This window comes from Actinoplanes sp. CA-030573 (genome assembly GCF_050951115.1).
Lineage (GTDB): Bacteria > Actinomycetota > Actinomycetes > Mycobacteriales > Micromonosporaceae > Actinoplanes.
The window spans coordinates 2,779,365-2,802,446 of record NZ_CP192038.1 but is presented as its reverse complement, the minus strand read 5'-3'; the positions used below and the strand labels follow the sequence as shown (position 1 = coordinate 2,802,446).

Below are 23,082 nucleotides of genomic sequence, written 5' to 3'. Positions count from 1 at the left end.
AGGGGGTCTCACGGGCGCGAGCCGCGGCCGGCCCCGGCCAGGCTGGGGGTGTCCTGGAAGCCCGGTTCGCCAGAGAGGCAGAGCCCGACATGACCACGCTCGATCAGCAGGCCGGCAGCGGCATCCGGCCGTTCACGGTGGAGATCCCCAAGGACGCGCTCGACGATCTGCGGCGCCGGCTGGCGGCCACCCGCTGGCCGACCCGGGAGATCGTCGGCGACCGTTCGCAAGGGGTGCAGCTGGCCACGTTACGGGCGCTGCACCAATACTGGGCGACCGAGTACGACGGGCAGCGGGTCGCCACCCGGCTCAACGCGCTGCCGCAGTTCACCACCGAGATCGACGGCGTGGACATCCACTTCGTGCACGTGCGGTCGGCGCACGAGGACGCGCTGCCGCTGATCATGACGCACGGCTGGCCGGGCTCGGTCATCGAGATGCTCGACGCGGTCGGCCCGCTCACCGACCCCACCGCGCACGGCGGCTCGGCCGGGGACGCGTTCCACCTGGTGCTGCCCTCGCTGCCCGGCTACGGCTTCTCGGGCGAGCCGGCCGAGACCGGGTGGGATCTGGTGCGTACCGCCAAGGCGTGGGCCGAGCTGATGCGCCGCCTGGGATATGACCGCTATGTCGCCCAGGGCGGCGACGTCGGCGCCGGCGTCACCGACGCGATCGGGCGGCTGGGCCCGGACGGGCTCGCCGGCATCCACACCAACCTGCTGGTGCCGGCGCTCAACGACCCGGCGGCGCTGCCGGCCGGCGGTGACGGCGAACGGGCCGCGCTGGCCGCGATCAAGACCTTCCAGACCAGCGGGAACGGCTACTTCGTCGAGATGGCGACGCGGCCGCAGACCATCGGGTACGCGTTGCTGGACTCCCCGGTCGCGCTGGCCGCCTGGATGATCGATCACGACACCGACGCGTACTACAAGATCGCCCGTGCGTTCGTCGACGGCGAGCCCTCGGGCAACCTCACCCGGGACCACATCCTCGACAACATCACCGCCTACTGGCTGACCGGCACCGGCACGTCGGCGGCCCGCTCGTACTGGGAGGCGTACGGGCCGGACGCGCCCACCGCCGGCGGCAAGCCGCTCCCCGATCCGCGGGTGCCGGTCGGGTTCAGCGCGTTCCCTGGCGAGATCTGGCGGACGCCGCGCAGCTGGGCCGAGCGGGCCTATCCCACGCTGACCTACTTCGGCGAGGCGGAGCGGGGCGGTCACTTCGCGGCGTGGGAGGAGCCGGAGCTGTTCGCCGCCGAGCTGCGGGCCGCCTTCCGTCCCCTGCAGCAGTCACCGGCCTGAATCACGGCAGCAGCGCCAGCCGGCCCACCGTGGTCCGCGACTCCAGCGCGGCGAGCGCCTTCGGCCCGTCGGCGAGCTCGTGCCGGACGGGCTCGCCGGGGCCGATCACGCCCGCCCCGATCAGGCCGAGAAGCTCGCCCGTAACCGCGCCGAAGAGCTGCGGCGCGGCCTGGATCAGGATGCCGATGTTCAGGCCGATGACGTGCACCTGGTGCCGGTAGACCAGATCCGCGTTGGTGATCGCCGCCTCGCCGCCGGACAGACCGAAGACGACCACCCGGCCGGTGACCCGCTTGGCCGCCGCCAGGCTCGCGCCGAGGGTGCCGCCGCCGGCCGACTCGAGGACGAGGTCGACGCCGGCGCCACCGGTCAGCCGCCGGACGCCCTCGGCCAGATCGGCCCGGCGCGAGTCGAGGACGTGGTCGGCGCCCAGCGCGCGTACCACCTCGTGCTTCTCCGACGAGGCGGCGGCGATCACGGTCGCGCCGTAGTGCTTGGCCATCCGCACCGCGACCTGCCCGGTTCCGCCGGCCGCGGCGTGGATGAGCACCGTCTGCCCGGCGGCGAGACCGCCCAGCGTCCGCAGCGCGGCGAGCGCCGTCGGCCAGCTCACGACGAGGCCGAGCGCCTGTTCGTCGGCCCAGCCCGCCGGAACCGGGACGGCGGCGGCCGCCGGGAGCACCATGCGCTCGGCGAACGCGCCGCCGCCGATCGCGGCCCCGATGACGTGGGCGCCGGGCCGGATGCCCGTCACTCCCTCGCCCACGGCGACGACCTCGCCCGCGCCCTCGATGCCGGCGAGGTACGGCGGTTGCGGCCCGCCTGTGAACGTGCCCCGCGACTGCGAGATGTCGACGAAGTTGACGCCGGCCGCGGTGACCCGGATCAGGACCTCGCCCGGTCCGGCGGCCGGTTCCGGCGCGTCGGTGATCAGGCGCAGGCCGGCCGGGCCGTCGAACGAGGTCTGCCGCAGGGCGCGCATGGGGTCTCCTCTGTTTGTTTGTCGATCGACCAACAAACCGTGGCACGGCAGGTACGGCCGGTCAAGGTAAACTTGAACGATCGACCAACAAATACGGAGACCACCCGATGGCTACTCGCGGCCGGCCGCGCACGTTCGACCCCGGCGTGGCACTGCGCACCGCACTCGACCTGTTCTGGGAGCGCGGCTACGAGGGGACGTCGCTCAACGACCTGGCCCAGGCCACGGGCATCGCCTCGGCCAGCATCTACGCCTGCTTCGGCAGCAAGGAGAACCTCTTCCGGCAGGTCATGGCCCTCTACGGGACGACCTCGGGCGAGCCGCCCCGCCGCGCCCTGCGCGAGCAGCCGACGGCCCGGGCCGCGATCCACGCCATGCTGCGCGCCACCGCCGACGAGATCACCCGACCGGACACGCCGCACTACTGCATGCTGATCCTGGCTGCGCCGACCGGGGCGGTGGAGAACCACGCGGTCCGGGAGTTCCTCGCCGATCGCCGCCGCGACCAGTACGCGAGCATCCGGGAGCGCATCGCGCGGGGCGTGGCCGACGGTGACCTGACCCTGCCGCCGGCCGGCGTGGAGCCGGTCGCCCGCTACTACACGACCGTGATGCAGGGGCTCTCGATCCAGGCCCGCGACGGCGCCTCCCGCGACGACCTCGAGGCGGTCATCTCGTGCGCGATGGCGGCCTGGGAGGCGCTGACGGCGACCACCGCCGCCTACCGCGGGGCGGAGTGACCGCGCAGCTCGGCCGCGAGCGCCTCGGCGCTGCTCCGGTCGATGCGCGGGAACGTCAGCGAGACGCCGCCGCCGGGCCCGAAGGCCAGCCGCAGCACGCTGACCGCGCCGAACTTCGCCTCGGCCAGCGACACCAGCTCGCGCCGGACGCTGCCGAGCAGCCGGTCGCCGGCGCCACCCCAGAAGGTCTGCGACAGGAACAGCACGCGCCGGTCGGTGACCACGACGACCTGCTTGCCGGTGGTGGCGAGGACCACGTCGGCGACGGCCCCGGAGACGCCGGGCACGACGCCGCGGGTCACGGCGGTGCCGAGCCGGCCGGCGTCGAGCGCCCCGGCCATCGCGCGGGCCGCCACCCGCGGTGCCTCACCGGGCGACAGATGCGCGGCCGCCACCGCGAACGCCTTCTCCTGGAACTTCCGGCTCACCGGTTCATCATCGTCGATGCCGCGCGAGGCCCGGGTGCGGGCCCCGCGCGGCCGGACGTCAGCGCAGGCTGTCGATGTCGATCACGAACCGGTACCGCACGTCGGAGCTGAGCACGCGCTCGTACGCGTCGTTCACCGCGGCGGCGTCGATGACCTCCACCTCGGGCGCGATGCCGCGCTCGGCGCAGAAGTCGAGCATCTCCTGGGTCTCGGCGATGCCGCCGATGCTGGACCCGGCGAACGAGCGGCGGTTGCCGAACAGGGCGAACACCGGCACCGGCAGGGGCTGCGGCGGCGCGCCGACGCTGACCAGGGTGCCGTCCAGGCGCAGCAGGCGCAGGTAGGCGGCCATGTCGATGGGGGCGCTGACCGTGTTGATGATCAGGTCGAAGGCGTTCGCCAGGGTCTCGAACGTCGCCGGGTCGCTGGTGGCGTAGTAGTGCTCGGCGCCGAAGGCGAGACCGTCGTCCTTCTTGCCGAGGGTCTGCGAGAGCACGGTGACCTCAGCGCCCATCGCGGCGGCGATCTTGACGGCCATGTGGCCGAGACCGCCCAGGCCGACGACGGCGACCTTCTTGCCCGGTCCGGCATTCCAATGCGAGAGCGGCGAGTACGTGGTGATGCCCGCGCACAGCAGAGGCGCGGCCGACGCGTACGGGATCGTCTCCGGAACCCGCAGCACGAAGTCCTCGTCGACGACGACGTGGGTCGAGTAGCCACCCTGCGTGATGGTGCCGTCGCGGTCGACCGAGGCGTAGGTGCCGGTGTTGCCCCCGAGGCAGTACTGCTCCTGCCCGGACCGGCAGTTCTCGCACTCGCGGCACGAGTTGACCATGCAGCCGACGCCGACCCGGTCGCCGACCGCGTGCTTGCCGACCTCGGCGCCCACCTCGGCGACCCGGCCGACGATCTCGTGCCCGACGGTCAGCGGGTAGGGCACCGTGCCCCACTCGCCGCGCACGGTGTGGATGTCGGAGTGACAGATGCCGGCGTAGCGGATCTCGATGAGAACATCGCGCGGGCCCAGGTCGCGCCGCTCGATCGTGGTGCGTACGAGCGGGTCGGTGGCCGAGGTCGCGGCGATGGCGTTGACGGTAAGGATGATGCCCTCCGGAAGCTGGGGATGACGTGCTCCTCCAGGACATCACATGCGTCCGGCCCCGGGGCCGGGAGTCGGCCGGGTGCGGTCCGGCTCACCCCGGGGGAGGTGGGCCGGACCGCGGTGACGGTGCCGGTCAGGAGCGATGCATCGCGAACGCTCGGTTGTTCCCGTCGGCGCCGACGCTGTTGCCGACCGCCCAGACCTCGGTGGCCGACCCGGGCACGGCCGCGATGCCGCGCAGCGTGGTCGAGCCGGCCGGGCCGGTCGGCACGGTGGTGTCCTGCGCCCACGCCGTGCCGTTCCAGTGCAGCACGGTCCCGGGGTCACCGGGGCCGCCGGCCGCCCAGACGCTCGTCGACGAGTTGGCGGTGACCGACGCGATCCCGCCGTTGCCGATGTCCGGCAGCGTCGTCACCGACCAGCGGGTGCCGTTCCAGTGCATCGCGATCGGCCGGGCCGGCTGAAAGCCGGCGATGTCGCTGGTGCCGCCGACCGCCCACGCGTCGCCGGCGGAGATCGACACCACGCTGCTGAGCACCTGCGTGGTCCCGGCCGGGGTCGGAACCGCCGGGTTCGGGCTGGGCACGACCGACCACGCCGAGCCGTTGTAGTGCATGGTCAGCGTGAACTTGTTGGAGTTCGTGCCCTGCGCGCCCTGGGTGTAGCCGACCGCCCAGATGTCGTTCGCGGACCGCGCCGAGATCCCGTTCAGCGTGGTGCCGACGAACGTGTTGCCGGACGGCACGGCCGGCACCGGCGCCGGGACGATCGTCCAGGCCGACCCGTTCCAGTGCTCGATCAGGGCCCGGTTGGCCTCGCTGCGGCCGACCGCCCAGACGTTGCCGCCGCCGAGGTTGGCGACGCCGAAGAGGATCGACTTCGACCCGCCGGTGGTGGCCGGCACCGGCACCAGGCTCCACGCCTGGCCGTCGTAGTGGGCCGAGATCGGGTCGGTGTGCGCGAAGCCCGGCATGTTGCCGGAACCGACCGCCCAGACATCGTTGGCGGCCGACGCGGACACGGCCCGGAGCACTTCGTTGAACCGGAAGATGTTGGGCGTGGGCAGCGCTGTCCACGCCTTGCCGTCCCAGTGCTCGGCCAGGATGGCCGAGCCGTCGTCGTCGTTGGCCCGCTCGAAGGCGCCGACCGCCCAGGCGTCGGTGCTGGTCCGGGCGGTGACGGCGTTGAACACGTTGTTGAACGGGACACCGTCCGGCACCTGGTCCGGCGTCGGTGTCGAGACCCAGGCCGGCGCGGCGAGAGCGCTGCCGGCCGACAGGACGAGGGCGGCGCCGATCGCCGGAAGCACCACGCCGAGGCGCCGCCCGATGGATGTTTTCATGATCTTGTTCTCCCTCATGCCTCGGACCTCAGCCCACGACGCGGAAGGCGATCGCGGACGACTGCCCGGTGGTGCCGTCCCACTGGCTGCCCACCGCCCATTCGGTGGTGGCGTCGGCGGTCGTGATCGCGCCGAGCGTGGGAATGCCGACGCCGCCGGTCACGGCCACCGGGGTGACGGTCCATGCGGACCCGTTCCAGTGGGCGAGCGCGGGCTTGTTCGCGTCGTCGGCGGCGGCCCCGGTCACCCAGACGTCGGTGGCCGACCGGGCGGTCACGCCACCGAGGTTCACCAGCGGCGGGGCCGCGACGGTGTGCCACGAGGTGCCGTTCCACCGTACGACGAGGGCTGACCCGCCGGTGCCGACGCCGACCGCCCACGCGTCCGTCGCCGAGAGCGCCGCCACGTCGTACAGGAAGGTGCTGCCGTTGTTGGGGCTGGCGACCTGGGTCCACGCCGTGCCGTCCCAGTGCAGGATCTGCGACTGCCGGATCTTGTTGCCGTACGGCAGGTTCAGCGAGTACCCGACGGCCCAGACGTCCCGGGTCGAGACGCCGTCGACCGCGGTCAGGAAGTTGGTGCGGGTGCCCGCGCTCGGGGTCGGGACGGCGCTCCAGGACGTGCCGTTGTAGTGCATCGCCAGCGTCTTGCGGAAGGTCGACCCGGTGGCGGCCGTCTGTCCGACCGCCCAGGCGTCGGCCGGCGAGAACGCCTTGACCGCGGAGAGCTCGGTGTCGGTTCCGGCCGGCGTCGGCACCGGCTGTCGGCTCCAGGCCGTGCCGTTCCAGCGCAGGGCGACGGCCGCCTTGCCCCCACCACCGGCCGCCGTCGTGTTGCCGACGGCCACCGCCGACCCGGCCGACGTCGCGTCGACGCCGCTCAGGTCGGCCCAGCTGTTCGCGCCGCCGCCGAGCAGGTCGGGGCTCGCGAACACGTTCCATCTCGTACCGTTGAAGCGCTGGATCATCCCGTTGCCGTCGCCGCCGACGGCCCACCCGTCGGACGGCGAGACGGCGTCCACGCCGAGGAACCCGCCGAAGAAGCCGGTCGACGTCACCGGTAGCTGGGTCGCGGTGGCCGCCCATGCCGGACCGCCGGTCGCGAACACCACGCCGAGGGCCACCGCCGAGCCGGCGGTGGCCATGAGTGCCTTTCTCACGCTTCCCCCTCAGTTCGATGGCCGGACGATGCCATCGAGCTCTGAAAGGGGTCTGATGCGGCGCTGAAACGCTATGTGCCGGACCGCAGCGCGTCAGCCAGGGTCATGACCCGGACGCCCGCTTTGCCGGCCACGTAGTCGACGAGTGCGCCGTGGCTGGCGATCGAGAACTGGGTGGAGGTGGCCGGGCTCGTGACGATGTCGTGGCAGCAGAAGACGAGCAGGCCACCGTGGTTGGCGACGCCGTCGACCCGGGCCTGCAGGGTGGACAGGGCGCTGGTGTTGTCCAAGGTGTAACAGCGGATCGCGTACGGGTCGGCCGGCGGCATCGTCTCGGCGCTGGTGGCCGTGCTGGTCATCGCGCGGGCGTAGGCCAGCCCGGCGCGCGCCATCTGCCGCTGCACCGCCGTGTTGTAGCGCCCCTGCGGATAGCAGTGCCCCAGGAAGCCGTCGGCCAGGTCGTTGCCGATCAGCCACCGCACGGTGTCGGCGATGTCGGTGTCCAGCTCGGCCGGCGAAAGGGGATTGCTGCCGTACGCGACGCCGGTCGCGGCGTTGGTGGCGGCCGCGAACCCCCGGTTGTGCGCGGTGGCCGTCATCGCGTGCGGGCCGATCTCCCAGCCCGACCACCGCCGCATCTGCTGCAGCTGGGCCGTGGTCAGGTAGGTGGCGTTGCCGCCGTCGCCGGCCTGCACGTTGGAGACGATCGTGTACGCGGTGGCCGGCCAGCCGTACCGGTCGAGGTCCCGCTTGGCGATCGTGTACTGGGAGGCGTACGAGTCGTCATAGGTGAAGCACACGATCCCGCCCGCGGCGGCCGGTTTGCGCTCGATCACCTGCACGGCCTGCAGCCGCACCTGGCAGGTGGCGCCGCTGGCGGAGGTGGCCCGGATCCGCAACGAGTCGACGGCGGCGAGGTTCGGGCTGCCGGTGACGATCGCCGACTGCCAGGGCAGGGTCACCCACTTCCACTCGCCGTCCTTCAGCCACCGTACGGAGGGATCGGGCGTTTCCGACTGGATGTAGATGATCCCGAAGTTGGCCGCCATCGCATCCGACGACACGTACACATTCAGCCCTTGCAGATAGTCGACGCCGTCCACCCGGATCAGCACGCGCAGCTGCTTGGTGCCGGCGATGTTGAGCGACAGACCCGTCCTGGTCAGCGTCGAGGCGACGCCGTCGACCCGGGTGGTGATCGAGGCGGACTGACTGCCCAGGGCGTACGTCGTGGTGTCGTTGAGATTCGCGGCGCTGGTGTTCGCCGCCACCCAGCCATGTCCCGCCTGCATCGAGGTGACGTGGGTGACCACCCGCGGGTTGATGGGATCCGCGCTCGCGAAGGCGCCGGTGGGGTCGCCGGCCAGAAGCGCCTCGGCCCGCCCGGGAATCGCGGTGGCCAGGGAGAGGCCGGCCACCGCGCCGGCGCCGGCGGTGAGGGCGGTACGTCGACTGATCGGAGCCATGCTGCCTCCAGCGTCTTGATGTTCCGCTATGCCTTCAGTGAAGGCGGCCCACCGCGGAGCTGTCACATGACGGAAGGTGAGGGAATGCCCGCGCGGCCGTATTCTCGGCTGGTGGCCGCCTCCGAGTGGTTCCTTCTCGGCGCTCCCTGGGACTGCTCCGGCTCGGACCGGGGCGAGGCCGGAGCGCCGGCCGCGCTGCGAGCGGCGGACCTGCGCGATCGCGTCGGCGCCGACCTCGGTGACGCGGCGACCCGGATCGCCGATCGCCGGCGGGACGAGGAGACCGGGGTCCTGGCGCTGGCCGACACCATCGCCGCGGCGCAGGCGCTGGCGGGCTCGCTCGATGCGGGCATGCGCGAGCACACCGGACTGCGCCCGCTGGTCGTCGGCGGCGACTGCAGCCTGCTTCTCGGCGTCTTCGCCCACCTCCGCCGCGCCTTCGGCACCGTGGGACTGTGGATGGCCGACGGCCACCCCGACTGCCTCGACCCGCACGCCTCGGAGACCGGCGAGACCGCCGACCTCGATCTGGCCCTGCTCACCGGCAGCGGCCCGGCCGCCCTGACCGGCCTGGCCGGCGCGGCGCCGATGGTCGACCCGCGCCACGTCGCGCTGATCGGCCATCGCACGGCCGGCCTCGACGACGCGGCGGCGGCCGAGCTGGCCCGGGTGCCGGCCGCGGTGCTGACCATCGACGCCCCCGCGGTGATCGCCGACCCGCACGACGCCGGCGACACGGCGGCGGCCTGGGCGTCCCGCGCCGGGGTGCCGATGTGGCTGCACCTCGACGTCGACGTCCTCGACCCGTCGAGCATGCCGGCGGTGACCTACCCGCAGCCCGGCGGCCCCGACTTCGACCAGCTCGCGGCCGTGCTGACCCCGCTCGCGGCGGCCCCGAGCCTGCTCGGCATCAGCGTCGCCGACTTCCGCCCCGACCTCGACCCCGGCGGCCACCTGGCGGCGAGACTGGTCGCCCTGCTCGACCAGCTGCTCTGAACCCGCCGCGGTTCCTACGACTCCCCCACCCCGCGCTGATCGGATTCGTCCGTTAAGTCGGACGGCTCGGCCCGGGCCGACGCGAGCAGGTCCGCGAACTCGGCCGGGTCGATGATGGGGACGCCGAGCTGCGCCGCCTTCTTGGCCTTCGCCGTGGTCGTCTCGGAGGTGACCAGCGCCGTGGTGGTCGCCGAGACGCTGCCGCTGGCCCGGCCGCCCAGCTCCTCGATGCGCTCGCTCACGGTCGTGCGCGTGTAGCCCGGCACGCTTCCGCTCACCACGTAGGTCCTGCCGTCGAGCGGCTTGCCGCCCGCGGTCTCGGGCACGCTCATCGTGACGCCGGCGGCGACCAGCCGGTCGATCACGCCGGACATGGCGGCGAGGCCGTCCACCACGTGCTGCGCCTTGATCAGGCCCATCTTGTCGATCTCGGCGATCTCCTCGACGGTGGCGGCCCGCAGCGCGTCCATGGTCTTGAAGCGGGCGGCCAGCCAGCGGCCCACGCTGCGGCCGGTCATCCGGATGCCGAGCCCGGTGATGACCCGGTTGAACGGCTGGCTCTTGCTCTTCTCGAGCGAGGCGATGACCTTGGCCGCGTTGAGCTTGCCGAGCAGCACGACGCCGCCGGCCTTCGTGTTGCCGACCGGCAGCTCGGCCAGCTGCTCCTCGGTCAGCGTGTAGAGGTCGGCGACGTCGTTCGCGAGGCCGGCGTTGATCAGGGCGACGCAGAGCGCCTCACCCGCGCCCTCGACGTCCATGGCCTCGCGGCTGCACCAGTACTCGAGCGCGTTGGTCGCGCTGCACGAGGCGGTGTGGCAGCGCCAGAGCAGGCTCGACTTGTCCCACGGCTCGCCGCACTGCGGGCAGGTCTCCGGCGGCGTCCACGGGGTGAGGCCGTGCGGCTGCTCGCCGATCGGCGCGGTGACCCGCGGGATGACGTCGCCGGCCCGCCAGACCGCGACGGTCTGCCCGATGGCCAGACCCTGCTCCTGGACGAACTTGGGGTTGTGCAGCGTCGCGTAGGTGATCGTGGTGCCGTCGACGAAGACCGGATCGAGCACGGCCCGCAGCGAGATGCGCCCGGTGCGCCCGACCCGCACCTCGATGTCGCGCAGCACCGTGGACCCGGTGTCGGCCGGATATTTGAACGCGGCCGCCCAGTGCGGGGTGCGGCTGCCGGAGCCGAGCCGCCGGCGCGTCGACTCCAGGTCGGCGGTGAGCACCGCGCCGTCGATCGGGAACTCGAGGCCGCGGCGCAACTCGCCGATCGCGGCGATGGCGGCGAGCGCGGCCTCGGCGTCGGCGGCGACCTGTACCTCGCCGGTGGCGAGCCGGCCGGCGACCGGGAAACCGAGCTCGGCGGCGCGGGCCATCCGCTCCCGGTGGGACGAGAAATCGCCGGAGATGTCGTACGCCGAGAAGGTCATCGGCGTCTCGTAGGTGCGGTCCACACTGCGGATCGACCCGGCCACCGCGCCCCGGGAGTTGATGAAGGGCTTGCCGCCGGCCGCCACCCGGTTGGCGGAGGCCGTCTCGAAGTCGCCGACGGTCATGTAGACCTCGCCGCGCACCTCGCCGGTCCACCCGGTGGCGAGCCGGGCGGGCAGGCCCGCGATGCCGCGCAGCACCTGAGCCGTGACGTTCTCCCCCGTACTCCCGTCGCCACGCAGCGCGGCGAGGGTGAGACGACCCGCCTCGTACTCCACCCGGATCGCCAGCCCGTCGAGCTTGACCTCGACCAGACAGGGATCGCCGCCGAGGCCGGCCACGAAGGCGCGCACCTCGTCCTCCCCGGTGACCTTGCCGAGCGACATCATCGGCACCGGGTGCCGCACGTCGCCGCCGCCGGACACCCCGGCCGCGACCCGGGTGGTGAGGCCGCGGTCGTCCCACTCGGGATGGGCCGTCCTCGCCGCGGCGATGCGATCGAGCAGCGCGTCGTAGTCGGCGTCGGTCATCAGCACCTCGCCGGTGTCGTAGTACGACTTGGCGGCGGCCTGCGCCCGGTCGACGGCGGCGGCGAAGTCGGCTTCGGTGCGGACGGTCTCGCTCATGCCGACAACCTACGGCCCGGGTACGACATTTGCGCCCGGTCGCTAGCCTCTCCCCGACAAGATCCGGTGCTTCGGGGGAAGGACCACATTGGACGGCTTCCGCAATCGGCTTCTCACGGCGGCCGCCCTCGTTCCCGCCGCCGTCGTGATGGGTCTCGCCGGCGCCGGTCCGACGAGCAAGGCCGCGGGGTCGGCGGTGTGCACCACCGCCGGCACGACGATGAGCGTGGTCGCCCACCAGGACGACGACCTGCTGTTCATCAATCCCGTCACGTACGCCGACATCACCGCCGGCCGCTGCGTGACGGTCGTCTTCGTGACCGCCGGCGACGCGGGCCGATCGGCGCGGTACTGGCGCGGCCGCGAGGCCGGGGCGATGGCGGCGTACGCGGCGATGGCCGGCGCCGCGGACTCCTGGCGCTCGTCGGTCATGGTCGTCGGCGGTCACCGGATCCGCGCCCGCACGCTGGCCGGCCACAACCTGCGACTGCTGTTCATGCGGTTGCCGGCCGGCAGCCCGCACGGCTACCCGGTGCACCACTACGAGTGCCTCGGCCGGCTGCGCTCGGGCGCCGCCACCACGATCCACGCGATCGACGGCTCCGCCACCTACACCGGCGCCTCGCTGCGGGCGGCCCTGCTCGACCTGATGACGCTGATCCGCCCGTCGGTGATCCGCACGCTCGACTACTCCGGCCGGTACGGCGACGGCGACCACGCCGACCACCTGAACACGGCGTTCTACACGTACGAGGCGCAGGAGCAGTACACGGTCCCGCACGCGGTGGCCGGCTTCCGCGGGTATCCGGTGAGCAAACGGCCGGCCAACCAGGCGGAGCCGGCCGCGGTGGCCAAGTTGCGCTTCTTCCTGACGTACGCCGCGCGCGACCCGAGCGTGTGCCGGACGAGCGCCGCGTGCCGGGCCAACCGGCTGTACGCGCCCTGGTTCGCCCGCACGTACCAGATCACCGCCCCGCCGAACCTCGACGGGCTCTGACCGCCCCTCGACCACGCACGAGGGCGCGGCCGCACCCTGGCGGGGATGCGGCCGCGCGCAGACGGGCGCCGGAAGAGCAGCGCCGGAGCAACCGGTCAGAGCTGTCCGAGCAGGGCCAGCAGGGCGTTCAGCAGTGCCGCCAGCGCACCGGCCGCGGGGGTGCCGTCGAGCAGGCCGGCGATCGCGCACAGCAAGTTGCCGAGCAGGTTGCCGGCGCCGGGCACCGCGGTGATCGTCAGGTGCACCTGGTTCAGGTCCACCACGAGGCCGAGCAGATCCAGGTGCAGCGGGCCGAGCGTGAGGTCCAGGATCCTGCACGTCGCCTGCGCGACGGCCGCGGGCGCGCTGACGGTCTTGGTGACCGTGCCGACGGCGTTGCCGGCCGAGTCGGTGAGCGTGCCGGTCAGCGTGCCGGTGGCCACCAGCTTCCCGTTCTGTGCGGAGAACCTCGAGGGAGTGAAGTTGCCCGCGAACGAGCCGGTGCCGCCGGTGGCGTCCGTGAACGTCCCGGTGACCGGGGCGCTGGGGATCGCCGCGGCGGCCGGCGCGGCCGCCGGGGTGCTGGGGGCGGCGCCGGCCGGGTTGGCGCCGACGGTGGCCAGTCCCAACGCCGCGACCACGGTCAGGACGATCATCGAGAGCCGTTGCCGGTGAGTCATCGTTCCTCCTGCGGATGGGGTTCGGTGTTCACTGACAAGCCTCGATGCCGGCCAGGGCTCACCACAGTGAGCGCCGTCATCGGTGCGGCTGACAAAAGTCACGCGAGCCAGCCCGCGTGCTCGGCGACCCGGACCGCCTCGAGCCGGTTCCGGGTGCCGGTCTTGCGCAGGATCACCGACATGTAGTTGCGCACCGTGCCGGCGGTCAGGTGCAGCTTGGCGGCGACCTCGGCGGACGGCACCCCCGACGCGGCGACGCTCAGCACGTCCAGCTCCCGCTCCGACAGCGGGCTGCGCGGCGCGCTGACCATGGCGACGGCCAGGCCGGCGTCGATGACGCGCTCGCCCCGGGCCAGCCGCCGGATCGCGCGCACCAGCTCGCACGGCGCGGCCTGGGTGCCGAGCACGCCGCGCACATGCACGTCGAGGGCGCGGTTGAGCTGCCCGCAGGCGTCCGGCCCGGCCAGCAGCAGCGTGGCGCAGCCACGCTGTTCCGCGCCGAGCCGGTCGACCACGCTCAGCCCGTCCCCGGCCAGCAGCCCGACGTTGATCACGGCAACGTCCGGCGGCACGGCCCGGGCCATGGCCAGGGCCTGGTCGAGGCTCCCCAGCTCGGCGACGACGGAGAAGTCCTCTTCCAGTGACAAGGTCGCGGCGAGGGCGCCGCGGAGCAGGTTCATGGGTTCGGCGAGCAGAATGCGGATCACGATGGCCTCCCAGCCAGATCAAAGCTTCGCGGTGGGATGCCGGCGTCGGCGTGGCTTCGGCCGCGGAGGGGCCGGACGCGGAGGCCGGCACGGCGCGGCACCGGGTGGATTCACCGGCGCCGGCCCGGGTTACCGGGACCGCGTGATCAGCTGGGAGGACCGGAATACCGGACGCTTCGCCCGGTTATTTCCGCATTTATGGTGAATAGGAGCCCGACGGGCGAGATTTCCGGTCGCCAGGACGACGGGACATCTCCCGTCGGGGACGACGCACCGCCGCCGGAGTCACGAAGATGAGCGGCGTCGAACGAATGATCACCGGGGCGTGGCGGGGCGGGCCCAGGGGAGATCGGCTCGGTGGAGATCGGCTCGGTGGAGGTCGGCTCGGTGGAGGTCGGCTCGGTGGAGATCGGCTCGGTGGACAGCCGCTTGAGTGAAGCCGGCTCGGACGTGGCCGGCCCGGCACTGCCCGCCCAGCCCGGAACGGTGCCCGCCCCGGCCGTGGTGAAGACGTTCCGAGTGAGACCCGTTCCCGCGCTTATCGGAGCGCTCCGAGGGACGGATGTGACACGGCTCGGCAGGGCGCTCGATGCGATCCCGCGGAGAGCGCCGGGTTGAGCCGGAAGGTAATCGGAGACGGCGGGCGCCGGACCAGGGACGCTGGGCAGTGAAGCCGACACCGAGCCGGCAACGCCAGGAAGGGTGACCGACCCGAGACCGGGTAGACCCGGCAGCCTGACCGTCATCGGGTGCCGAACCGGCAGGTGGGGCGCCTTCGGGTGGCGGAACGGCAGCTGGGGCGCCTTCGCGCGCGCGGTCGCGAGCTGACGGTCGACCGCCTTCCGCACGGTGACGGAAGTGGAGACCTTCACCGGCGAGACGTGGACAGCGTGCGCAACGCGGGCAGGGACGACCTTCGGGTGCGCGACGCGACCAGCGACAACTTTCGCGTGGGCGAGACGAGCAGCGACAACCTTCCGGGGGGCGACGCGGGCGGGAGCAACCTTCGGGTGGGTGAGGCGGGCGGGAGCGACCTTCGGGTGGGTGAGGCGGGCGGGAGCGACCTTCGGGTGCGTGACGTGGGTCGCGGCAACCTTCGGGACCGCGCGGCCCGGCGCGGCGCCGGCGGCGGCTACCTTCTCGACCGTCGCCTGCGGATCGGTGACCGCCGGCCCGAGGCCGGAGTCGGCCCGGGCGGCGTGGTCCCACGCGCACAGCGCGAGATACGCGGCCAGCGCCAGGCCGATCAGGAGCAGGAGGCGGCCCACATGCCGCGCTGCCGCTGCCGCCACCGTTCACCTCCCGCCGGCCGAATCGTCACCCATCGATAGATGACTACCCATTCGTCCGAGGCTGACACCGGTGCAACCGGTCCGCAACTCGATCTGCATCGGCGTGCACCCGGCGGGCGCGAGGGTGGTCGGATGCTTCTCGCAGGATCGGCGACCCGGGTCCGACGTCTGCCCGCCTGGCAGGCGTGCCTCGTCGCGGCCCCGGTGATCATCGCGCTCTACTACTTCCTGCTGCACCTCGGCGACTCCTGGTCGGCGGTGCAGGTCGGCCTGTACGTCAGCGCCAACGCCACGCTCGCGATCACCTGCCTGGTGTGCGCCCGCCGCTACCCGCACCTGCGCCTCATGCTGCTGCTCCTCGGCGCGTCGGCGCTGGCCGGTGCCGCCGCCGACGTGGTCTTCTACGTTCTCGCCCTGGTCCAGGACACCGTCGCCTACCCGAGCGTCGCCGACGTGGGCTACCTGGCCGCGTACCCGCTGATGGCCGGCGGCATCCTCGCCCTGATCCGCAAGCGCACGCCGGAGTGGGACGCCGCCAGCGCGATCGACGCCGCCATCGTGGCCGTAAGCGCCGGTTACCTCACCCTCGAGTTCATCATCCTGCCGACGATCGACGTCACCGCCGGCAACCTCACCAACCTGGTCTCGGTCGCGTACCCGGTCGGCGACCTGATGCTGATCACGGTCGGCGCCCGGCTGCTGCTCGGCACCGGGCCCCGGCCCGCTCCGCTGCGCTTCCTCGCCGCGTACCTCCTGATGACCCTCTTCGCCGACACCGTGTACAGCGTCCAGTCGCTCGACGGCACCTACCGGCCCGGCAACTTCCTCGACGCGTTGTGGATGGGCGCCGGCTTCCTGCTCGCGGCCGGCATCCTGCACCCGGCCGTGCCCAAGATGGCCGAGCGTTCGGCGACCGTGACCCCGGACGCGACGGTCGGCCGGCTCGCGCTGCTGGCGACCGCCGCGATCGTGGCGCCGACCAGCACCATCCTGCAGGTCCTGCGGCACGCGGACCCGCACGTCCTGCTCGCCTCGTGCATCTGCAACCTGCTGTTCCTGCTGGTGCTGGCCCGCATGGCCGGCCTCGTGCACGCCCAGCGCAAGGCCGCGATCACCGACGGGCTGACCGGACTGCGCAGCCGCCGCTTCTTCGAGCAGGCTTTGCACAACGAGACCAACCGGGCGACCCGCTCCGGGCACCCGGTCGGGATGCTGCTGCTCGACATCGACTTCTTCAAGAAGGTCAACGACACGTACGGCCACGACGGGGGTGACCGCGTTCTCGTCGAGGTCGCCCACCGCGTGGCGCGGCTCGTGCGCCCGGGTGATCTGGTCGCCCGCTACGGCGGGGAGGAGTTCGCGATCCTGCTGCCCGGCGCGGACGCCGGGCAGGCGTGCGAGATCGCCGAGCGGGTACGCCGGGGGATCGCCGCCGCGCCGATCGCGGTGACCGGGTCCCGGTTGCACCAGGTCACGGTGTCGATCGGCGTCGCCTTCCTGCCCGCGGCCGGCGTCGACGCGAGCTCGCTGGTGCTCACCGCCGACCGCGCCCTCTACGCCGCCAAGAACGCCGGCCGCAACCAGGTCGTCTCCGCCGCCACGGTCGCGCTCGAGCCCGCGGCCTGAGAGAAGTGGCAGGATTGCCCGTCGGTGCGATTCACGGGGAGCGGCGGGGTTGGATCTGACGGAAGCGCGGCGTCTCGCCGCCGGGCTGATGGACCGGCACGGGCTGACCGGGTGGCGGCTGGTCTTCGACAACGCCAAGACCCGGGCCGGCGTCTGCCGCTTCGACCGCAAGGAGATCGGGCTGTCCCGGCCGCTGGTCGAGCTCTACGAGGCCGCCCAGGTCACCGAGACGGTGCTGCACGAGATCGCCCACGCGCTGGCCGGGCCCCGGCACGGCCACGACCGGGTCTGGCGGACGATCGCGCGGCGCATCGGCTGCTCCGGCTCGCGCTGCATGCCGGCCGACGCGCCCAGCGTGGAGGGGCCGTGGGTGGGCGTGTGCCCGGCCGGTCACCGCACCACCGCGCACCGGCGGCCGGTCCGGGTCAAGTCCTGCCGCGTCTGCGCCGGCGGCTTCGACCCGTCGGCCATCTACACCTGGTCGCATCACGGCGAGCCGGCGGCCATGGACCCCCGCTACGAAGCGGAGCTGGCACGAATCCGAAGCGGCCGGTCCGTGACGGTTCCGCTGCAGGTGGGCGAGCGGGTCCGGCTGACCGGCGCCGGCCGCTACGCGGGACTGGCCGGCACCGTCGTCAAGCGGGGACGCAGCCGCTACCAGGTGCAGACCTCGGCCGGTCTGCTGAGCGTGGCCTTCACCGCCGCCCAGCGCGTTCCACCCCCGTAGGCTCCGCAAGTTGCGCCGGTCACGGTGGCTGTGACGCACGACCGGGTGTGTCTGTGGACACGAATCCGACATCGAACCGTCATCCTCCGTAACTCTCCCGTATCTTTGAACGCTGCCCCGGGCGGCCGCGTGTCGCGCGCCGGCCGACGTTGACCCCGAGGTAGGGATGGTGCACGCCCGGTGACCGTGACGACGGATCCGCGACTGATCGAGATCTCCACGATTGCCGAGGCGCCGGCGGCGCCGGCGCTGTACCTCTCCCCCTCCGCCCCGCTGCGCCGCACCCTGCTCGACGTCCTGGACGCGACCGTGCGGGCCCATCCGGCGAGCCGCGCCCTCGACACCGGCGGCACCAAGCTGACCTATCGCGAGCTGGCCGACGGCATCGAGGCGCTGCGCTCCCGGCTGGCCGGGCTGGGCGTCGGCGTCGGCGACCGGGTCGGCGTCCGGGTCTCCTCCGGTACGGCCGACCTCTACCTGGCGATCCTCGGTGTCCTGGCGGCCGGCGCGGCGTACGTGCCGGTGGACGCCGACGACCCCGAGGAGCGCGCCGAGCTGGTCTTCGGCGAAGCCGGCGTGGCCGCGGTGATCGGCGACGGGCTGGCCGTGACCCTGCGCGGCACCCCCGGCGGGCGACCGGGCCGGCCCGAGCCGGGCGACGACGCGTGGATCATCTTCACCTCGGGCTCGACCGGCACCCCGAAGGGCGTGGCCGTCACCCACGGCGCCGCGGCCGCGTTCGTCGACGCCGAGGCCCAGCTGTTCCTGGCCGACGACGGGCTCGGCCGCCTCGGCCCGCACGACCGCGTCCTGGCCGGGCTGTCGGTGGCCTTCGACGCGTCCTGCGAGGAGATGTGGCTGGCCTGGCGGCACGGCGCCTGCCTGGTGCCGGCCGCCCGCTCGCTGGTGCGCAGCGGCGTCGACCTCGGCCCGTGGCTGGTCGAGCAGCGGATCACCGTCGTGTCCACGGTGCCGACTTTGGCCGCGCTGTGGCCGGTCGAGGCCCTCGACGACGTCCGCCTGCTGATCTTCGGCGGCGAGGCGTGCCCGCCCGAGCTGGCCGAACGGCTGGCCGTCGAGGGGCGCGAGGTCTGGAACACGTACGGGCCGACCGAGGCGACCGTGGTCGCCTGCGCCGCCCGGATGACCGGCGAGGGCCCGGTGCGCATCGGGCTGCCGCTGGCCGGCTGGGAGCTGGCGGTGGTCGACCCGGCCGGCGTCCCGGTCACGATGGGCGAGGCCGGCGAGCTGGTCATCGGCGGCGTCGGCCTGGCCCGGTACCTGGACGCCGGGAAGGACGCGCAGAAGTTCGCGCCGCTGACCGCGCTGGGCTGGGAGCGGGCGTACCGCAGCGGCGACATCGTCCGCGCCGAGCCCGAGGGACTGCTGTTCCTCGGCCGCGGCGACGAGCAGGTGAAGCTGGGCGGCCGCCGGATCGAGCTGGGCGAGGTCGACGCCGCGCTGCAGGCGCTGCCCGATGTCGCCGGCGCGGCCGCCGCGGTGAAGCGGACCGCGGCCGGGAACCAGCTGCTGGTCGGCTACGTGGTGCCGCGCGAGGGCTTCGACGCCGCCGCCGCGGCCCGGCGCATCCGCGACCAGCTGCCGGCCGCGCTGGTCCCGCTGCTGGCCGAGGTGGCGTCGCTGCCGACGCGTACCTCCGGAAAGGTCGACCGCGCGGCGTTGCCGTGGCCGCTTGCCTCCGGCGGCGACGGGAACACCGAGCTGACGGCGACGCAGGAGTGGCTCGCCGGCGGCTGGGAGCGGATTCTGGGCGTACGCCCGAAGGACGCCGACGCCGATTTCTTCTCCAGCGGTGGCAGCAGTCTCAACGCGGCCCAGCTGGTCGCCTGGATCCGGCAGCGGCACCCGCAGGTGTCGGTGGCCGGCGTCTACCAGAACCCGCGGCTGTCGCAGATGGCGGCGGCGCTGGAGGCCCTGGACGCGACCGAGACGGTCCGCCGCGAGGTCCGGCCCACTCCCCGCCGGGCCGGGCTGCTGCAGGGCCTGCTGATGCTGCCGATGCTCGCGCTGGTCGGGCTGCGCTGGCTCACCGTCCTGGCCACGTTGGGCAACCTGGTCGTGCCGTGGGCGCCGCAGGTGTCCTGGTGGTGGATCGCGGCCGGATGGCTGGTGCTGTTCAGCCCGCCGGGCCGGATCGCGGTGGCGGCGGCCGGGGCGCGACTGCTGCTGCGCGGCGTACGCCCGGGCGACTACCCCCGCGGCGGCGGCGTGCACCTGCGGTTGTGGGCGGCCGAGCGGCTGGCCGACCTGACCGGCGCGACCGGTGTCGCCGGGGCGGGCTGGATGATCACGTACGCGAAGGCGCTCGGCGCGACCATCGGCCCCGACGTCGACCTGCACTCGGCGCCCCCGGTCACCGGCCTGCTCAAGCTCGGCCGGGGCGCGGCGATCGAGCCCGAGGTCGACCTCTCCGGCCACTGGGTCGACGGCGATATCGTGCGGATCGGCAAGGTGCGCGTCGGCGCGGGCAGCCGGGTCGGCGCCCGCAGCACGCTCATGCCCGGCGCCCGGATCGGCAAGGGCGCGAGCATCGCCGCCGGCTCGACCGTGACCGGGGCGGTGCCGGCCAACCGGCGCTGGGCCGGCTCGCCGGCGGCGCCCGCGGCCAAGGGTGCGGCCGCCTGGCCGGCGCAGCGCCCCGAGCGCCGGGCCCGGATCTGGGTGGCCGGCTACAGCGTGACCGCCCAGCTGCTGACCCTGCTGCCGGTCGCCGCGGTGCTGCCGGCCCTGGTGCTGCTGGCCCGGCCGGCCGTCGCCGACTCGCTGCTCATGGTGCCCGCGGCGGCGGTGGCGTACTTCCTGACGTACGCGCTGATCGTCCTGGTTCTGGTCCGTCTGCTCGGGCTCGGGGTGCGCGAGGGCTTCCATCCCGTCCGCGGACGGGTCGCGTGGCAGGTCTGGACCACCGAGCGGCTGATGGGGATGGCCCGGTTCGCGCTGTTCCCGATGTACGCCAGCCTGTTCACGCCGGTGTGGCTGCGACTGCTCGGCGCCAAGGTCGGCCGCGACGTCGAGGCCTCCACCGTGCTCGCGCTGCCGGCCATGACCACCGTCGACGACGGCGCGTTCCTGGCCGACGACACCATGGTCGCGACCTACGAGCTGAGCCACGGCTGGCTGCGGGTGGCCCCGGCCCGGATCGGCAAGCAGGCGTTCCTCGGCAACTCGGGGATGGCCGCGCCCGGCCGCTCGGTGCCCAAGCGGGGCCTGGTCGGGGTGCTCTCGTCGGCGCCGCGCAAGGCGAAGAAGGGCTCCTCCTGGCTGGGCGCGCCGCCGATGCCGCTGCGCCGCACGGTCGAGGCCGCCGACACCAGCCGCACCTACCACCCGCCGCTGCGGCTCAAGCTGGCCCGGGCCGCGATCGAGCTGTGCCGGATCGTCCCGGTGATGCTCGGCGCGGCGCTGGCCGTCCTCGTCCTCGCCACGCTCGCGCGGATCTGGGAGGTCGCCGGCGGCGGGGTGGCCGCGCTCGCCGCCGGCCCGGTGACGCTGGCCGCCGCGCTCGCCGCCGCCCTCACCGCGGCCGCCGCGAAATGGCTGCTGGTCGGCCGGTTCCGGGTCACCGACCACGCGCTGTGGACGTCGTTCGTGTGGCGCAACGAGCTCGCCGACACGTTCGTCGAGGTGCTCGCCGCGCCGTGGCTGTTCCGCTTCGCGACCGGCACTCCCCTGCTGAGCATGTGGCTGCGGACGCTGGGCGCGAAGATCGGCCGGGGCGCGTGGCTGGAGACCTTCTGGCTGCCGGAGTACGACCTCGTGCGCCTCGGGCCGGGCGCCACCGTCAACCGGGGTTGCGTGGTGCAGACCCACCTGTTCCATGATCGGATCATGAGCATGGACGAGGTGACCCTGGGCGCGGGCGCGACGCTCGGCCCGCACGGCATCGTGCTGCCCGGCGCGAGCATCGGCGCGCGGACGACGGTGGGCCCCGGCTCGCTGATCACGCGGGGCGACGCGGTGCCCGCGGACAGCAGGTGGCTGGGCAACCCGATCGCGAACTGGGCTCCGCCGTCCGAAGGACCAGGCTTGGGTCGCGGCAGATGACCCCTAGCGGGGGACCGCTCGGCGCCACGCCCGGGGCGGACCACTCGACCGACCCTTACCTGCCGGCCGGCGGCAACGGCGGGTACCGCGTCCTGCACTACGACCTGAACCTCGACTACCGGGTGATCACCAACCGGCTGGCCGGCAAGGCGGTCATCACCGCGCGGGCCGTCCAGTCGCTCTCCCGGTTCAGCCTCGATCTGGGCCGCTTCCGGGTCCACGACGTGCGGGTGGACGGCCGGCGCGCCACCTTCACCCACCGGGGCGGCAAGCTTCGGATCAAGCCGGAGCGGCCGATCGCCTACGGCGCCACCTTCAAGATCGAGATCCGGTACGCCGGGACGCCGTCGCCGATCTCGGGACGGTGGGGCGACATCGGGTGGGACGAGCTGACCGACGGCGCCCTGGTGGCGAGCCAGCCGAACGGGGCGCCGTCCTGGTTCCCGTGCAACGACCGGCCCGCCGACAAGGCGACCTTCCTGGTCACGTTGACCGCCCCGATGCCGTACACGGTGGTGGTCACCGGCGACCTGGTCTCCCGCCGCCGGGGCGCGGGCGCGCGGACCTGGGTCTACGAGCGCAACGAGCCCACCTCGCCGTACCTGATGAGCGTCCAGGTCGGCCGCTACGAGCTGGTGGACCTGGCCGCGGGCGAGGTGACCCAGCGCGCCGCGGTGCCGCCCCGGCTGCTGCCGGTGTTCGCCCACGACTTCGGGCGCCAGGGCGAGATCATGACGACCATGGCGGACCTCTTCGGGCCCTATCCGTTCCGGGAGTACGTCGTGGTGGTGGCCGACGACGACCTGGACGACCCGATCGAGGCGCAGGGGATGGCCATCTTCGGGCGCAACCATCTCGACGGGCGGCGTACGCATGAACGGCTGTTCGCCCACGAGCTGGCCCATCAGTGGTTCGGCAACAGCCTCACGGTCGCCGACTGGCGGCACATCTGGCTCAACGAGGGATTCGCGACGTACGCGGAATGGTTGTGGTCCGCCGCCTCCGGTGGTCCGCCGGCCGGTGCCCACGCCGCCGAGTGGCACGCCCGGCTGGCGACGCAGCCGGCGACCGTGGTCATCGCCGACCCCGGCGTGGACCGGATGTTCGACCCGATCGTCTACAAGCGGGGCGCGCTGACCCTGCATGCGCTGCGCACCACGATCGGCGACGCGGCCTTCTTCGCGTTGCTGCGCTCGTGGGTGGCCGAGCACCGGCACGGGACGGTGACCACCGCCGAGTTCCGGGAGCACGCCCGGCGCTTCGCCCGCGGGCCGGTCGACGACCTGCTCACCGCGTGGCTCGACCGGCCGGCGCTGCCCGCCCTCCCGGCCGTGGGCGCCTGACCGAGCCGGCGGCGATTTGTCGGAGTTGCCCGCCGCGCGCGGGGGACGGCCGCCGCCCCGGGTTGCCGGTTCGGTGCGCCCGGAGTTTGCTGG

The 23,082-nt window shown here is 73.4% G+C and carries 19 protein-coding genes; 9 read left to right on the top strand and 10 right to left on the bottom strand.

Features of this window, described 5'->3' with window-relative positions; genetic code table 11:
* Window positions 1–89: 89 nt before the first annotated feature.
* The gene (locus tag ACQP2F_RS12975) at window positions 90–1,304 is read left to right on the top strand and encodes an epoxide hydrolase family protein (protein ID WP_433303771.1); all 1,215 of its coding nucleotides are present in this window, start codon (window positions 90–92) and stop codon (window positions 1,302–1,304) included.
* Between the two features lies 1 nt (window position 1,305).
* On the opposite strand, the gene ACQP2F_RS12970 is transcribed toward ACQP2F_RS12975, so the two are convergent.
* Entirely contained in the window at window positions 1,306–2,286 is a 981-nt protein-coding gene (locus ACQP2F_RS12970; RefSeq protein ID WP_433303769.1) for an NADPH:quinone oxidoreductase family protein, read from the bottom strand.
* Window positions 2,287–2,393: 107 nt separating this feature from the next.
* Between ACQP2F_RS12970 and ACQP2F_RS12965 the strand changes: the two genes are divergently transcribed.
* Window positions 2,394–3,026 carry a TetR/AcrR family transcriptional regulator gene (locus ACQP2F_RS12965; protein ID WP_433303767.1) on the top strand — a complete coding sequence of 211 codons (633 nt, stop codon included), beginning with the start codon at window positions 2,394–2,396 and terminating at the stop codon, window positions 3,024–3,026.
* Here the strand turns inward: ACQP2F_RS12965 and ACQP2F_RS12960 are convergent.
* From ACQP2F_RS12960 to ACQP2F_RS12940, 5 genes are all read right to left on the bottom strand, one after another.
* Window positions 3,008–3,454: a hypothetical protein gene (locus ACQP2F_RS12960; protein ID WP_433303765.1), complete on the bottom strand. Its 447-nt coding sequence runs from the start codon at window positions 3,452–3,454 to the stop codon at window positions 3,008–3,010. The genes ACQP2F_RS12965 and ACQP2F_RS12960 overlap by 19 nt on opposite strands.
* Before the next feature lie 58 nt (window positions 3,455–3,512).
* Window positions 3,513–4,556 (bottom strand): NAD(P)-dependent alcohol dehydrogenase, encoded by a 1,044-nt coding sequence (locus tag ACQP2F_RS12955; protein WP_433307469.1) that lies wholly within the window; start codon window positions 4,554–4,556, stop codon window positions 3,513–3,515.
* 133 nt (window positions 4,557–4,689) lie between these two features.
* Entirely contained in the window at window positions 4,690–5,898 is a 1,209-nt protein-coding gene (locus ACQP2F_RS12950; RefSeq protein ID WP_433303763.1) for a hypothetical protein, read from the bottom strand.
* A gap of 28 nt (window positions 5,899–5,926) precedes the next feature.
* Window positions 5,927–7,057: a hypothetical protein gene (locus ACQP2F_RS12945; protein ID WP_433303761.1), complete on the bottom strand. Its 1,131-nt coding sequence runs from the start codon at window positions 7,055–7,057 to the stop codon at window positions 5,927–5,929.
* Window positions 7,058–7,128: 71 nt separating this feature from the next.
* Entirely contained in the window at window positions 7,129–8,523 is a 1,395-nt protein-coding gene (locus ACQP2F_RS12940) for a polysaccharide deacetylase family protein (protein ID WP_433303759.1), read from the bottom strand.
* Window positions 8,524–8,634: 111 nt separating this feature from the next.
* Here ACQP2F_RS12940 and ACQP2F_RS12935 point away from each other — a divergent pair, with 111 nt between their 5' ends.
* Window positions 8,635–9,519, top strand: coding sequence for an arginase family protein (locus ACQP2F_RS12935; protein ID WP_433303758.1), 885 nt, complete (start codon window positions 8,635–8,637; stop codon window positions 9,517–9,519).
* Between the two features lie 14 nt (window positions 9,520–9,533).
* Here the strand turns inward: ACQP2F_RS12935 and ligA are convergent, their stop codons facing one another.
* Window positions 9,534–11,573, bottom strand: a complete 2,040-nt coding sequence (gene ligA, locus ACQP2F_RS12930; RefSeq protein WP_433303756.1) for an NAD-dependent DNA ligase LigA — start codon at window positions 11,571–11,573, stop codon at window positions 9,534–9,536.
* 88 nt (window positions 11,574–11,661) lie between these two features.
* On the opposite strand from ligA, the gene ACQP2F_RS12925 reads away from it, so the two are divergent.
* The gene (locus ACQP2F_RS12925; RefSeq protein WP_433303754.1) at window positions 11,662–12,570 is read left to right on the top strand and encodes a PIG-L family deacetylase; all 909 of its coding nucleotides are present in this window, start codon (window positions 11,662–11,664) and stop codon (window positions 12,568–12,570) included.
* 95 nt (window positions 12,571–12,665) lie between these two features.
* Here ACQP2F_RS12925 and ACQP2F_RS12920 read toward each other — a convergent pair whose 3' ends face one another.
* The 3 genes from ACQP2F_RS12920 to ACQP2F_RS12910 form a co-directional block, all read right to left on the bottom strand.
* Window positions 12,666–13,229, bottom strand: coding sequence for a hypothetical protein (locus ACQP2F_RS12920; protein WP_433303753.1), 564 nt, complete (start codon window positions 13,227–13,229; stop codon window positions 12,666–12,668).
* A gap of 98 nt (window positions 13,230–13,327) precedes the next feature.
* A complete protein-coding gene (locus ACQP2F_RS12915) occupies window positions 13,328–13,936 on the bottom strand; it encodes a LuxR C-terminal-related transcriptional regulator (RefSeq protein ID WP_433303751.1) in 609 nt (202 codons plus the stop codon).
* Window positions 13,937–14,251: 315 nt separating this feature from the next.
* A complete protein-coding gene (locus ACQP2F_RS12910; protein ID WP_433307468.1) occupies window positions 14,252–14,413 on the bottom strand; it encodes a pentapeptide repeat-containing protein in 162 nt (53 codons plus the stop codon).
* Window positions 14,414–14,817: 404 nt separating this feature from the next.
* On the opposite strand from ACQP2F_RS12910, the gene ACQP2F_RS12905 reads away from it, so the two are divergent.
* The 5 genes from ACQP2F_RS12905 (at window position 14,818) to ACQP2F_RS12885 (ending at window position 22,989) form a co-directional block, all read left to right on the top strand.
* Window positions 14,818–15,267: a hypothetical protein gene (locus ACQP2F_RS12905; protein WP_433303749.1), complete on the top strand. Its 450-nt coding sequence runs from the start codon at window positions 14,818–14,820 to the stop codon at window positions 15,265–15,267.
* 93 nt (window positions 15,268–15,360) lie between these two features.
* A complete protein-coding gene (locus ACQP2F_RS12900) occupies window positions 15,361–16,854 on the top strand; it encodes a diguanylate cyclase (protein ID WP_433303747.1) in 1,494 nt (497 codons plus the stop codon).
* A 49-nt stretch (window positions 16,855–16,903) separates the two neighbouring features.
* On the top strand, window positions 16,904–17,581 hold the full coding sequence (locus ACQP2F_RS12895) for a SprT-like domain-containing protein (RefSeq protein ID WP_433303746.1): 678 nt from the start codon (window positions 16,904–16,906) through the stop codon (window positions 17,579–17,581).
* 186 nt (window positions 17,582–17,767) lie between these two features.
* Window positions 17,768–21,646, top strand: coding sequence for a Pls/PosA family non-ribosomal peptide synthetase (locus ACQP2F_RS12890; RefSeq protein ID WP_433307466.1), 3,879 nt, complete (start codon window positions 17,768–17,770; stop codon window positions 21,644–21,646).
* The gene (locus ACQP2F_RS12885; protein WP_433303744.1) at window positions 21,643–22,989 is read left to right on the top strand and encodes a M1 family metallopeptidase; all 1,347 of its coding nucleotides are present in this window, start codon (window positions 21,643–21,645) and stop codon (window positions 22,987–22,989) included. Before ACQP2F_RS12890 ends, ACQP2F_RS12885 begins: the two co-directional genes overlap by 4 nt.
* Window positions 22,990–23,082: the final 93 nt, after the last annotated feature.

Coding starts and splice junctions, on each gene's coding strand:
- ACQP2F_RS12885 (WP_433303744.1), top strand. CDS start 21,643: ATGACCCCTAGCGGGGGACCGCTCGGCGCCACGCCCGGGGCGGACCAC.
- ACQP2F_RS12920 (WP_433303753.1), bottom strand. CDS start 13,229: ATGACTCACCGGCAACGGCTCTCGATGATCGTCCTGACCGTGGTCGCG.
- ACQP2F_RS12940 (WP_433303759.1), bottom strand. CDS start 8,523: ATGGCTCCGATCAGTCGACGTACCGCCCTCACCGCCGGCGCCGGCGCG.
- ACQP2F_RS12975 (WP_433303771.1), top strand. CDS start 90: ATGACCACGCTCGATCAGCAGGCCGGCAGCGGCATCCGGCCGTTCACG.
- ACQP2F_RS12900 (WP_433303747.1), top strand. CDS start 15,361: ATGCTTCTCGCAGGATCGGCGACCCGGGTCCGACGTCTGCCCGCCTGG.
- ACQP2F_RS12950 (WP_433303763.1), bottom strand. CDS start 5,898: ATGAAAACATCCATCGGGCGGCGCCTCGGCGTGGTGCTTCCGGCGATC.
- ACQP2F_RS12965 (WP_433303767.1), top strand. CDS start 2,394: ATGGCTACTCGCGGCCGGCCGCGCACGTTCGACCCCGGCGTGGCACTG.
- ACQP2F_RS12970 (WP_433303769.1), bottom strand. CDS start 2,286: ATGCGCGCCCTGCGGCAGACCTCGTTCGACGGCCCGGCCGGCCTGCGC.
- ligA (WP_433303756.1), bottom strand. CDS start 11,573: ATGAGCGAGACCGTCCGCACCGAAGCCGACTTCGCCGCCGCCGTCGAC.